Here is a 13,279-nt window from a genome sequence, read left to right on the forward strand (position 1 = left end):
GTCGGGGCCTTCGTGCGGAAAGAGTCAGTCGCGCAGAACGAGGGCGCGGCTGCCCGCGTGCGCCCACACCATGGCGGCAGCGATCGAGATCAGCACCGTGACCCAGGAGAACCAGGTGACATCGATGCGTGGGCCGGAGATGAAGCTGTCCTGTACCGCCGGCCAGTACGTCGGCATGAGGTGCACGTATCCGAGCCCCAAAACGCTGGCGGTGCCGACGATCACGGTGGCTTCCGGCGCATGCTTACGGTGGCGCAGGATCATCGTCACCGCAATCGCGATGAGAATGGCGTGGGTGGCGGAGAGGTAGGTCAGAGTCAGCGGCGCTGCGGCGACGCCGCGCCGCAGGTGATCGATGACGTCCAGCGCCCAACCCGCGATGAAGGCGATGGTGGCTGCCCGCAGGAACCTGTCGGCGCGAGTGGTGAGTTCTGTCATCGCGACCTCCGTCGGTCTACTACAACCGATAGTAGATACCTAACCCTTGCCCGGCAAGGTGCTTTCCTCCGCGCGGTACGACTCTCCATGAGGGTCGAGGCAATGAGTAGACGCTTCGCTGTCCTCGTGATCGACCTGCAATGTCGTGTGGTCGATGTCGTACTGCGTATGGAGCAACCCCTCGATCTCGCGCCGTATTCCGTGACAGTCCGCATCCGGGGCCACCAAAATGTGCGCCGACAGCGCGGGCTGACCGGAGGTGATCTGCCAGATGTGGAGGTCGTGCACCTCGGCGACAGAGGGCATGGCCGCGAGCTGGGCCCCGATGGCATTGGGATCCAGATTGGCCGGCGCCGCTTCCAGGAAGATGCGACCCGATTCGCGCACCAGGCCCCAGCCGGCCTTGAGCATCAACGCGGCGACGACGAGCGCGGCGATGGCGTCGGCTCGGGTGAAGCCGGTCAGCCAGACGACGGCACCGGCGACAGCGGTGGCGATGAAGGCGTACAGGTCGTTGAGGATGTGTTGGAAGGCCCCCTCGACATTCAGGCTGGATCGGTTGGCCTTGCTGATGCACCAGGTGGCCGCCACGTTGACGGCGATTCCCGCGAGCGCGGTGACAAACACGAGGAGCCCCGACACCTCGGGGGGAGTGATCAGGCGTCGAATGCCCTCGTAAATGAAGAAGGCGGCGAGTAAGAACAGAGTGACACCATTGGCCTGTGCCGACAGAATCTCGGCACGCTTGAGCCCGTACGTGTAGCTGCCGCGGGCGGGGCGGGAGGCGAGCCGAATCGCGATGAGCGCCAGTACGATCGAGGCCGCGTCGGTCAGCATGTGCCCGGCATCGGAGATCAGCGCCAGGGATTGGGCGATGAAACCGATGACCACCTCGATGGCCATGAACCCGCCGATGAGGACCAGCGCGATGGTCAGCCATTTGCGATCGGCGTCGGCGCTTACGCCGTGGCTGTGCGTGTGTCCGGATCCGTGCTCGTGTGCGTCCGTAGCCATGCCCACTCCTTCTCGTATAACTCATGCAAACATATGCATGCTAGCATTTGTCATGACAAACGTTCAGCCCTTGACGTGTCCCCAGTGTGAGTCGCAGATGCTGTCGACGAAATGGTTTGGAGTGCGCACGTTCCAATGCACGGGATGTGCGGCCGTGCTGGTGGAGCAGGACAGCCTGCAGCAGTTCGTGGACGGCGCCGCCCGCTTTGGCCCGTCGGCGCATATCGACCAGGCGCCCGCATCGCAGCCCTATCCGCCTGCGCCGCCACCGCAGGATTACCGCGGCATCATGGGCGGCCTGTTCGGCGGCGGTGGTGGCCACGGCAATCGCCGCCGCGGCCACCATTGATACGTCGCGCTACGGCTTGATCCGGATCTTGTTCGGCTTCCACAGTCCGCTGTGCACCGCGGAGCCGTACTCGATCTGTGCCGGCTGGGCGTCGACGATGGTGTCGAACTTGCGCAGCGAACCCCAGTCCCTACCCCAGTCCTTCGAGAGGTAGGTCGGCATCACGTGTGCCCGCAGGAGCAGATCGGTGATCCCCAGTAGGCCGCCGTTCTCCCCGTCCTGCCAGGTGTCGGTGTCCTTGCGTTTCTGGTCGTAGTCCGGAGTGATGCGGAACTCGGGAACCTCGGTGATCCCGTACTGGTGCAGCATCGGCTGTTGGCAGGGGAAGACCAGGCCGACGGTCCAGTCCAGGAGTACCGGTCTCGTGCTACCCACATACTCCTGCAACGACTTCAGCTCCGGCACCCGCGGTGGGGCGAAGGCCAGCCAATCGCCTGGAGTCAGCGAGCCGTCAACCGCCACGATGCGTACGGCGGTTGCGGTGTCGGGGATATCCGAACGGGCGAAGCGCAGGTTACGCCACGAGGGTGCGGGGCCCAGATCGTAGGGTGTCAGGCGTCCGGCTGGTGTGAATGAGCCGTCCGGGGCGGCCGTACCGTACTCCAATTGCAGTGTCTGCCCGGACATTTCGCCCTTGACGTTCGTGGCTGCGATCGTTCCGGCGGCGGTGACCACGACCAGAGGATGGGCAGTGTCGCGGGCCGGCAGCTGATACCAGTCGGACGTCACCTTCGCCTGCTGTTGCGGGCCAACTCGGTAGGAGCCGACGATCGGCACCCGTACCGGATCCAACCCGTAGGGCAGGCGTACCGAGGAGCCATTGGTGCCCGGAGTCGTGGTGCGGTCCTTGGAGTCCCAGTCGTAGTCGGTTCCCGGCCGCGAGTCGCTCATCCGGATGGATTCGGCGACGATCTTGTCCGGCACCCCATCGGCGCTGAAGCCGGAGGGATCGGCGCCACCGAGCGGACCCAGCGGGCCAGCGGGTGTACCCGGCCTTTCCACGGCAGATAGGAACCCGGCATTCGCGTCGGACTCTACGAGGACGTCATCAGCCAGCCCGCAGCCGCCCGCGAGTTCACGGATGTTGGCCCAGCCGTTGGAATACGACGGATACTGCCGAACGACACCGATCGCCAACTGACAGATGGAGGTCAACACCATGAACCCGGCGGCCCAGGCCACCGGGGCGGAGGTGATGGACCTGGTGATGCGGTTATCTTCATGTCTTGGCGAGAAGTGCAACCATGCCGCATAGGCCACGGCAACTGCGAACAGCGCGAAAAATATTGTGCTGACGCTGATTCCGGCGATCTTGGGCATGCTGCTGTTGAACGGAACGCCGAAACTCGAGACGTACCACCATCCGGCGGCACTGGCCCAGCTCAGGGCCAGCACGAAGAGCACCGTCGCCACGACGGCCATCCGGTTACGGCTCCAGCGCAGCACCTGCGGCGATACCAGCACCGTGGCCAGCGCGGCCACGGCAGCGCCCAGGGCGGCGAAGAGTCCGAAGTGGTGCACCCACTTCGTCGGCGCGAACATCAGGAAGAAGATGGTGCCGAAGACGACACCCAGCACGCGCCAGGCCGGTCCGCGCGCCACGCCGGGAACCCGTTTGCGGCGCAACAGGATAAACATCGCGATGAACAGGCACGCGGCGATCAGCAGGAATCCGAAACGCCGCGATACCGAGCCATCGACCGTCGGCAGGAACATGTAGTAGTAGCGCAGGTTGTCGGTGTACCACGCCTGTGACGGACCGATCGCCGTGCGAATTCGGGTGGCCTCGATGACCGTTGCCAGGGTTTGGTCCGAGAACACCACGGGCAGGATGACGGTTCCGGCTGCCAGCATGGGCGCCACCAACGGCCAGGTGCCCACCTGACGATGCTTTGTCACGATGATCCGCAGAATCGGCCGACCGCCGGCCAGTAGCGCGGCGACGGCGATCAGTCCCGTCGGCTGGATTCCGAGGGTGAAAGCGGCGGTGATGATCGCCAGCGCGGCCGGGGTCAGCCGCCGGGAGGTGATGGCGCGCTCGATGAGCACCCAGGTGATCAGCGATCCGACGGCGATCTGTCCCTCGGGGCGCAGGCCGTTGTTGAACGGGAACCACGATGCCAGCAGTACGAAGCCGGCCGCCCAGGCGGCAGGCTTGCTGCGGGCAACGGCGGGCCCCAAGCGGGGCAGCACTTCCCGGCTGATCAGCAGCCAGCAGACCAGTGAGGCGACCAGGTCGGGTAGCCGGATCCACAGGCTGATATCGCTGACCTTGGTCATGATGGCCAGCAGGTTGTAGTACCAGCCAAAGGGGTCCTCGGGGCTGCCGAACCAGCGGAAGTAGTTGGCCATGTACCCGGCGTGCTCGGCGGTACGCGCCATGCCCATCTGATAGCCGTCGTCCGAGGATCCCGCACCGATCACGTACCAGAGCACCAGGCTGCTCATGATGACGGTGTCGGTGAAATCGAAACGGCGCCAACGGGTGGGGATGACCCGTTGCATGCGATGGCCGTCGGTCTGGTCGATCCGCCACAGTGCCAACAGCGCGATGATGGTGGAGATCACCGCGCCCACCATCGCGGCGAGTTTGAGAAGTGTCGGGCTGGAGGAGAACCGGGTATCAATATGGGCGGTCAGGCTCAGTCCTGCCGGTGCCGGACCGCTGAGCTGGGTGAAGACCCCGACGATCTGGGGCCGCAGGTTGGGATCGGGGAAGCCGCTGGTGAGGTCTTTGCCGGATTTCTCGGCCCCATCACCGCGAAGACCTTCGAACGTCGCGAAGGTGCCCTTGTCCGACGAGGTGATGACGATCTGTCGGCAGTCGGGAGAGGCCATCTTGGCGCGCGGAACGCTGGCGATGACCACATTCCGGTCGGTGATGTCGACGCGTTCCTTGGTGGCCCTGACGAACAGGCCCTGGAGCGCCGCCTCTTTGCCCTCGGGCGGTGCGGTGCCCAGGATCACCGCACCCGCTGCGGGTACCGAGTTGATCACCGTGCACGGCACCATCACCGTCATGTCCATGGGTGTCTGGGTGATCAGTGGCGCGGTGACGTTGGTGAGTTGACCCTGCTGCGGCCAGTCGAGGGTCGCGGTGGATACCTTGACCGGCAATAAGGGGATAGAGACGCTCAACACGAACCCGAGTAGACCGAAAACGGTTGCCGTCCATCGTGCGATGTTCAGCTTGCGGGCCTCAGGGGACGTGTCTGTCACGGAATTCTGTGTCATGGCAGGGCTCGAATCGGTCCTTTACGGGTCCAGCCGTTCACCACGACGGTGCCCTCGGTGAGTTGTGCGTTGGGTGCCAGATTCGGAGCGATGACGGGCTCGTACTTCTCGATGGAGCCCCAGTCGCGGAACCAGTCGTTACGCAGATAGGTGGGAACCGAGGAGGTCCGCAGCAGGGCGGTGGTGAACATGAAGGGGCCGCCGTCCTCGGCAGACATCCACATGTTCGACGAGGTGGCGACCTGCTTATGCTCGGGCATGACTCGGAACTTGGGCAGCTCGGCCACTCCTAGGTGTTCACTGAACGGCCGCTGGCACGGGAAGTTTTGCGCCACAGCCATGTCCAGCAGCACCGGGGTATCGGAGCCCAACAGATCCTGTGCGGTCTTGAGTGTGGGCACCCGGGGTGGGGTGAACGCCAGCCACTGGTCACTGGACAGATTCGGGTCATCGGCGACGATCCGCACCACGTTGGCTCCCGGCGGAGCGGTCTTTGTGGGGAACCTCAGGTTGCGCCAGACTCTTTGTGGCCCAATGTCAATCGGCTCGTCTTGGCGAAGTGCCTTCACGGCGCCGTCGCTGCCACGAGTGCCCCATTCCAACTTCAGCTGTTGGCCATAGTTGATCTCGGGATTGAAGGTGCCGTCCTGCTGGTGCGACCAGATTGCTCCTGCTGCCGACATCACGACCAGTGGTCGATCCGGGCTGGGCGGGGGAAGCTCGTACCACGACGACTTGAGATGTGCCGCAATCGAATTCTCTCCGTAGCTACCCATCACCGGAGTGCGGGCGGGGTCCAGTCCGAAGGGCAGCAGCGCGCTGGAGCCATTGATTCCGGTGGGGCCGACACCACCGGTGGTCCCGGCCGCGTCGCTGACCTCCATGATCGGTGCGTTGGGTGAGGCATCTGAGTTGACCAGGCCTGGCTTGCCGATGACGGGCAATGAGGTCATGCCGGTCTCCACGCCATCGGGGATGAAGCCGACGGGATCGGTGCCGCCGAGCGGCCCGTACTTGCCAGCCTGTTGCCCCGGGGCAGGTTGCAGCAGGCCGTCATTGGCGTCGGGCTCAACAAGGATATCGTTGGCCATCGCGCAAGGGTTGCCGCTCAGGGTCAACAGATTGGCCTTACCGGTGGTGTAGGTATCGCTACGCGCGTAGACCCCCTTGGCCATCGAGGAGACCTCGAGAATCACCATGATGGCCGCCACGATCAGCAGCGGGGTGGAGGCGAGGAGCCGGTTACGGCGGGTGTTCTCGACCTCGGTGTGCCCGGCGTAGTCCAGACGGAAGTGCAGCCAACCGGCCAGCAGCGCGGTGATGATCGAGAGCGCCAGGAACATGGTGGTGACCGGTTGTCCCGCGATGACCGGTTGCTTGTCGAACCACGGCACGCCGTAATTGCCCACGTAGAACCAGCCGTTGATGCCCGAGGTCGCCCACGCCAAGATGAACAGCAGCGCGGTCACGTACAGCGCCAGGTTGCGTCGCGAATGCAGCCCAACGCGTGCGAATGTGAAGGCGGCGACCGCACCGAGTGCACCGGCAAGTCCGGCGAAGACGCCGAACTGGATGGCCCACTTGGTGGGGGTGAAGGTGAGTAGCAGCAGTCCGATCGCGGTGCTGCCGAGGAGCCGCCACACCGGTCCGCTGGCCAGGCCCGGAAGAACTCCGCGGCGCAGCAGCACCGCGAGTGTGCCGAAGAGACAGAGCAGCAGGATGAACACCGCGATGCGGCGCGTCAACGAGCCGTCGACATTGGATTCGACCGTCAGGAAGTAGTAGCGCAGAAACTCCTGATACCAGGCGATCGTCGGGCCCACCACGTACTTGATGCGGGCGGATTCGGCGACGGTGGACAGGGTCTGGTCCCGGAAGGTGAAAGCGAACACTCCGGCGACTGAGGCCGCTAAGACCGCGACAGGGGTGAACCGCCCGTACCGCAGACGCCGCACGGAGACGACGCGGGCGATCGCGCGCCCACCGGCGAGTAGTGGTCCCAGCGCGATCAGCCCTTGGGGGGCGACGGTGGCGGTGAGCAGCGCGGCGACGATCGCCAGTGCGGCGGGGGACAGGCGCCGGGTTGCGATGGAGCGCTCCACCAGGATCCAGGTGGCCACGGTGCCGAACACGATGATCGGCTCGGGTCGCAGGCCGTTGTTGAAGGGCAGCCAGGCGGCCAGAAAGACGAGTGCGGCCGTCCACACCGCGGTGCGGCTCGCGGCGAGCTGCTCACCGAGCCGCGGCAGCATCTTCTTACGCAGGATGTACCAGGTGCCGATGCCCGCCAGGGTGGCCGGCACCCGCATCCAGACGCCGACCGTACTTACCTGTGTGATCCAGCTCAAAAGGGTTGCGTACCAATCAAATGGCGAGGCGGTGGCGCCGAAGTAGCGGTAGTACTCGGTGACGTATCCGGCCTGATGGGCTACCCGCGCCTCGACCAGGACATTGCCGTCATCGGAGGTGATGGCGCCGATGACGTGCCAAAGGAGAAGTGTGCCAACGACTCCGATGTCGGCGACACCATTGGTCAGCAGGGCCGCGCGAGCCGGTAGGCGGAAGCGGGGCCGGGCGCGCTTATGTCCGCCGCGGTCCAGGACTGCCAGTGCGCCGATGGCGATCGCCACCGCGACCAGGCCGAGCACCATTGCCGCCAGCTTCAATGTGGTTGGGCTGGTGATGAACCGGGTATCGACCACTACGTGGGCCGTCGGGCCGCCGGCCGCGGGCACCTTGAGGTCCGTGAACAGGCCGGTCACCTGGGGCTTGTTCTCGATGGCCAGGGTCCCGTTGGCGTTGGGGAGCCCGGCGAAGTTGGCGCCGACGCCGCCGGCGTTGGCCCAGATGTCCAATGAGGTGCAGCCGCCGGATTCCACCGCCTTGCGCGGGGCGACCGTCGCGACGTTATCGCGGAAGGCGACCACCACCAGATCGGAGGTGGCGCGGACGAACAACGCGTGCCGGCTGGCCTCGAATCCGCCGTCGGGGCTGGTGGACAACACCACGCCGCCGCTGGCGGGCAGGCTCGCGATGGCAGTGCACGGAATGTGTGCGTCGAAGGACAGTGGTGCGCCCGAGACCAACGGCGCCGTGATGCTGGTGATGTTCCCGTCGGCCGTGGCTCCCTGGGGCCAGCTGATGTCGACGGTGGACTGGCGGACCGGCAGCAGGGGAACAAGCACGCACAACAGCACACCGATGGTGGCCGCAGCCAGTGAAATCAGACGTGCCCGCTGGGCTGTACCTGCTGTCGCGGACTGTGGAAGCGGCGAAGGCACGAGGGCGATGGTATGTGACGAAGCTTCGGGCACCTCCATGCAGCGCGCTCGGGTGGCCGGATTGAGACCTCTTTTCCGGATACCAGTAGATACCTAGATTGAAGTATCAAAAAGTATCCGCGATGTCGGTCCTACCTGATACTTATTGATACAACTCCACTCAGTATCAACGAGTATCAGGTAGGACATCGATGCAGCCGAGCCCGTACACACCAGGCCAGGTGGCGCGCGAGGTGGTCGGCCGCGCAGAACAGCTTGCCGAGATCGGCGAGAGGCTGATGTACATGGCCGAGCTCGGCCGGCTGATCGGGCGCATCCGTGTCGACACCGGCCCGCGTGGAGTCGGAAAGACCTCACTATTGCGTGAGGTGCAGCGCGAGGCGGAGGCCCGTGGCGTGGTGACGGTGTGGGTCACCGCGGGAGGAGACGAGCCGCTCGCGGCGGCGATCGCGACCGCTATCCGCGCCCGTGTCACGGCGTGGAAGAAGAAGTCACGCGGTCGCCTGCTGCGCGCCGTCGATCAGGTGAGTATCACCGCGGGGGTGCCGGGCGTGGCTCAAGTGGGCGCGACCGTCAAACCGTCGCAGGGCACCCAAGCCGCTCTGTCAGAGTCATCGTTCAAGGAACTGATCATCGAGACCGCCACGGCGGCGCGTGACGAGGGACACCGCGGCCTGGTGCTGCTGATCGACGAGGTGCAGGACGCCGACCGGGCGGGGCTGCGTACCTTGGCGGTGACGTGGCAGGACCTACAGGCCGAGGCCGACACCCTGCCCGCCGGAGTGTTCGCGGCAGGCCTGCCGCAAACGCCGGAGATTATCAGTGCCGCAGCCACATTCAGTGAGCGATTCGCCTATCGCACGCTGCATCGGCTCGGTCCCGACGCGTCCCGAGTGGCACTCGTCAAGCCTGCCGGCGCGGTCGGGGTCGAGTGGGCGCAGGACGCCCTTGACGCCGTGATCGCACAGACCAGCGGGTATCCGCACACCCTGCAGCTATACGCCGATGCCGCCTGGGCGCGAGCCGGCTATCCAGATCCCGGGGGCCGGATCAGGATGTCCGATGTCGAGCACGCCGCCCGTCAGGTCGCCGAGGACATGGACTCGCTCTTTCGCGCGCGCTGGAACAACGCCACCCCGGTGCAACGGCAATTCATGTCAGCGATGGCGCAGTCGCTGACCGATGATCGGTGGGCGAGCCGGTCCGATATCGCAGCCGTGATGGGCCGGGATTCGCGAGCGATCAGCGCCGCCCGTGCCGGCCTCATCGACAAGGGCCTTATCGGCGTCGCGGGCCACGGGCTCCTGGAGTTCACTATTCCCGGATTTGCGGAATTTGTTCGCGCACAGGAGGACTGAATTCTCGGTGAGCTAGTCGTTGTGCGGGGACTTCTCCCGGACCACTCCGGAGCGCTCGCACTTGGGATCGATCTTGACCGGGTGATAGGGGCAGGGCTCGTTATCGGGTGTGGCCGCGGCCGGAATGGCCGTGACCAGGGACGCCGTCAAACATGCGGCCATGACGAACTGCCGTAACATCGCAGGGACCTTCCTCTGGGTTGGTAGTCCAGAGGGGCGGGCCAGGGTCCAATCTGCTTCCGCCCCTCTGGGATCTCTGTGGAGACAACCCCATTGAAGTCGGCGGACCTGCTACTGGCTTCCGATAAGTTGCCAGTTTCTATCGAAAATCGGCCAAGTGCCGGATGTTGGGTTCTACCGGCTCTTACGCAGCGGTCCGGGCGTCCAGAATCCGCTGTGCACAGCGGTCCCGAGCTGCAGCTGTGCCACGGTGGCGTTCTTGTAGTACGGCGTAAACCGTTGCAACGCACCCCAGTCGCGGAACCAGTCGTTCTGCAGATACGTCGGAACCGGGGTGGCCTTCGACAGCAGTTCGGTGATGCCCAGCGGGCCGCCACCGAGGTAGTCCATCACCGGCGAGTTCGCTTCCGCGCCAAAGCGGTCGGGAAGAATGCGCCACTTCGGGATCTCGATGACCCCGTTCTTGTGGTCGAATGGCCGCTGGCAGGGGAAGGCAAGCCCCACCAGCCAATCCAGGAACACCGGATCGGAGCCCACCACGTCCTGCAGTGTGCGCAGCGATGGAACCCGGGGCGGCGTCACCGCTATCCAGTGCTGCGGCGCCAGATCGTCATCGATGGCAAGGAGCCGGATACGGGTGGCCTCCGTCGGGATGGCATCGCGGGACATCCGCAGGTTCCGCCATGCCGGAGCCGGGCCGAGGTCAGCAAACGAGATGGCGCCCATGACCTTTCCGTCTTCCCGGGCGAACTGCACCTGCAGTTCGACCGGGTCGAAGCGGCCCGCCGCCGCGAGCACGATCAGCGGCTTGGTGGCGTCCTTGGGTGGCAGGCGGTACCACGCCGACTGCAGCCGGGCGGCACGTTGGCTGCCGATCTGATAGCTGCCCATGACGGGCGTGGTCTCGGGCCTGAGGTCGAAGGGCAGCCGAGCCAGCGATCCGTTGACGCCGGGGGCCACCGTGGTGCCCCCCTCGGTGCCTTCCTGACTACCGGCCGCGTTGCCGCTCTTATCGCGCTCCACAAAGCTGTCGGAGCTCTGCGGGTTGTTCTCCTCATCGGCGGACACATCCGAGGGAATCCCATTGGGACCGAACAAGATGTCGGTATCGGCCGCCAGCGCCTGCCCGACGGGGGCGTCGATGGGCTGCAGCATCCCGGTATTCGGGCTTTCCTCGACCAGGACGTCGTTGGCGAGCCCGCAGCCGTGTCCGCGCAGCGCGTCGAGATTGGAACGTCCGACCGACCACGCGGGGTACTGATTGACCATGCCGGCGGTCAGCGAGAACACCGACCAGATCACGACAATCCAGGTGCCGACTGCCAGCGGAGATTCGGCCACGCGAGCCAGCACCGGATGCACCGGGGTGCGGCCGGGGTGGTCGCGGCCCGTGAAGTGCATCCACGCCGCCGTCAAGATGGCGAGCACACACAGTCCGAAGAAGACGGTGCTGATGCCGAAATGCCACTGGGGGAAAGAATTTGACCACGGCACGCCAAAGTTGGAGACGTACCACCAGCCGTTCACGCTGGAGAACGAGAGCGAGAGGACGAACAGCACGATGGCGGCATACAGCGTGCGGTTACGCGGGGAGCGCATCGCCGCCGCGGTCACCGCCACGGCGGCCAGCGCGCCCAGTGATCCAGCCAGGCCGGCGAACACCCCGAAGTGGTGGGTCCACTTGGTGGGGGTGAACATGATCGCGACGAACGAGATCAGGGTGATGCCGATGATCCGACGGCTCGGGCCGCTCGCGGTGCCGGGAATCTTGTTCTTGCGCAAGGTCATTGCCACGGCCACGCCGAGCGCGGTGACCAGGGCCAGCACCGGGAAACGGCGGGAGATGGCGCCGTCGGTGGTGGGCAGGAACAACCGTTCGTACCGGACATGCTCGTCGAACCAGTTCAGCGACGGTCCGACGGCCGACTTGAGTGCGTTGGCCTGGATCTCCCCGATGAGGGTTTGATCTCGGAAGATGACGATCAGCGTGACCAGCCCGGCCGCCAGAATCGGCGCGAGGAGCGCGGCGTAGCCGAATCGTTTGGCACGCTTGCTCACGATGGTGCGCAGTGGCCCGATCGCGACCAACAGCGCACCGACGGAGGCGATACCCGTCGGTCCGGAGAACAAGGTCAGCGCGCCGATGATGCACGCGGCCGCCGCCGGAAGCAGCCTGTTGGTGGCGATGGATCGCTCGACCGAGCACCACGTCAACAGGATGCCCACGGCGATGATCGGCTCGGGACGCAAGCCGTTGTTGAACGGTAACCAGAACGCCAGGAACATCGCGGCCGCCGTCCACGGCACCACCGGATTGGTGCGCGCGGCATGGCCCAGCCGCGGGATCACCTCGCGGCTGATGACCGCCCAACACAGCACACCCATGACCAGCGTGGGCAGTCGCATCCAGACGCTGGCGGTGCTGACATGCGCCCAGATGGTCAGCAGGTCGTAGTACCAGCCGAATGGCGATTCGGGTGTGCCGAACCAGCGGTAGTAGTTGGCCATGTAGCCCGAGCGCTCCGCGACGCGGGCCATGGTGAGGATGTAGCCGTCATCAGAGGTGTTGGCGCCGACGAAATGCCACCACACCAACACCGCGCCGACCAGCGCGTCGAGCGGTCGTGGCTTCCACCAGCCCGCGGGCATGAAGCGCTTGTGTCTGCGCCCGTCGGCGGCGTCGAGAGTATGGAGGGCGATCAGCGAGACGCCGGTCAGGAGGACACCCAGGATCATCGCGATGAACTTGATGACGGTGGGGGAGCTGCTGTAGCGGGTGTCGATGGTGGCCGAGAGATTCAGACCCTCGGGGGCGGGCCCGGACAGGTCGGTGAACACGCCGACGATCTGCGGCCGGAAGTCGTAACCGCCGCGTTCCCCGGCGCGCGGTTGTCCTGGCTTGGCATCCTTGGGCCCTTGGGTGAGGCCGACGAACTTCCCGGTCACCTTGTCCGCATGCCCGATGACTTCGAGTCGCTGACAGTCGGGGCCGATGACCTCGGAGATGGGAGCGGAGACCACCGGTACATTGCGCACGATCACCACGAGGTCGCCGCCGATGCGCTGGATCAGCATGCCGCGGTCCACCGCGTTGGGCGCCTGCTTGGGCACGGTGGACAGCAGCACGCTGTTGTGGCCGTCGAGGCCCCTGGCTGCCGCACAGGGCACCGTGATGGTGAGGTCGGTGGGCACGTATCCGATGAGGGGCGCATCGACGCTCGCGAGGGTGCCGTTCTGGGGCCAGTTCAGCGTCGCGGTGTCCTGGCGCACGGGCAGCAGCGGAGTGGCGATGGCCAGCAGCGCCCCCAGGAAACCGGTGACGATCGCGATCAGCCGGGCCCTGCGGTAGTCGCCGTCACCGTTGCCGGCGACCTTCTCCGTCGCGTTGCCCTGAACCGTCACGGAGGAAGATGTTAGTTGGCGTG

General features: G+C 65.5%; 8 protein-coding genes. 2 read left to right on the plus strand and 6 right to left on the minus strand.

The window, feature by feature from the left end; translation table 11 throughout:
- Window positions 1-24: 24 nt before the first annotated feature.
- Window positions 25-438 (minus strand): hypothetical protein, encoded by a 414-nt coding sequence (locus DSM43276_RS00780; RefSeq protein WP_078330294.1) that lies wholly within the window; start codon window positions 436-438, stop codon window positions 25-27.
- Between the two features lie 39 nt (window positions 439-477).
- On the minus strand, window positions 478-1,452 hold the full coding sequence (locus tag DSM43276_RS00785) for a cation diffusion facilitator family transporter (protein ID WP_078330295.1): 975 nt from the start codon (window positions 1,450-1,452) through the stop codon (window positions 478-480).
- 97 nt (window positions 1,453-1,549) lie between these two features.
- Between DSM43276_RS00785 and DSM43276_RS00790 the strand changes: the two genes are divergently transcribed.
- A complete protein-coding gene (locus DSM43276_RS00790; protein WP_078330296.1) occupies window positions 1,550-1,801 on the plus strand; it encodes a hypothetical protein in 252 nt (83 codons plus the stop codon).
- Window positions 1,802-1,810: 9 nt separating this feature from the next.
- Here the strand turns inward: DSM43276_RS00790 and DSM43276_RS00795 are convergent, their stop codons facing one another.
- Entirely contained in the window at window positions 1,811-5,035 is a 3,225-nt protein-coding gene (locus DSM43276_RS00795) for an arabinosyltransferase domain-containing protein (protein WP_078330297.1), read from the minus strand.
- The gene (locus DSM43276_RS00800) at window positions 5,032-8,316 is read right to left on the minus strand and encodes an arabinosyltransferase domain-containing protein (protein WP_078330319.1); all 3,285 of its coding nucleotides are present in this window, start codon (window positions 8,314-8,316) and stop codon (window positions 5,032-5,034) included. The genes DSM43276_RS00795 and DSM43276_RS00800 overlap by 4 nt, the downstream gene beginning before the upstream one ends.
- A gap of 191 nt (window positions 8,317-8,507) precedes the next feature.
- Between DSM43276_RS00800 and DSM43276_RS00805 the strand changes: the two genes are divergently transcribed.
- Window positions 8,508-9,674: an ATP-binding protein gene (locus tag DSM43276_RS00805; RefSeq protein WP_078330298.1), complete on the plus strand. Its 1,167-nt coding sequence runs from the start codon at window positions 8,508-8,510 to the stop codon at window positions 9,672-9,674.
- A gap of 12 nt (window positions 9,675-9,686) precedes the next feature.
- On the opposite strand, the gene DSM43276_RS23485 is transcribed toward DSM43276_RS00805, so the two are convergent.
- Both DSM43276_RS23485 and DSM43276_RS00810 read right to left on the minus strand, forming a co-directional pair.
- Window positions 9,687-9,854: a hypothetical protein gene (locus tag DSM43276_RS23485; RefSeq protein WP_099051453.1), complete on the minus strand. Its 168-nt coding sequence runs from the start codon at window positions 9,852-9,854 to the stop codon at window positions 9,687-9,689.
- Between the two features lie 174 nt (window positions 9,855-10,028).
- A complete protein-coding gene (locus tag DSM43276_RS00810; RefSeq protein WP_078330299.1) occupies window positions 10,029-13,256 on the minus strand; it encodes an arabinosyltransferase domain-containing protein in 3,228 nt (1,075 codons plus the stop codon).
- Window positions 13,257-13,279: the final 23 nt, after the last annotated feature.

It is taken from the genome of Mycobacteroides salmoniphilum (genome assembly GCF_004924335.1).
In the GTDB taxonomy this organism is placed as follows: Bacteria; Actinomycetota; Actinomycetes; order Mycobacteriales; family Mycobacteriaceae; genus Mycobacterium; species Mycobacterium salmoniphilum.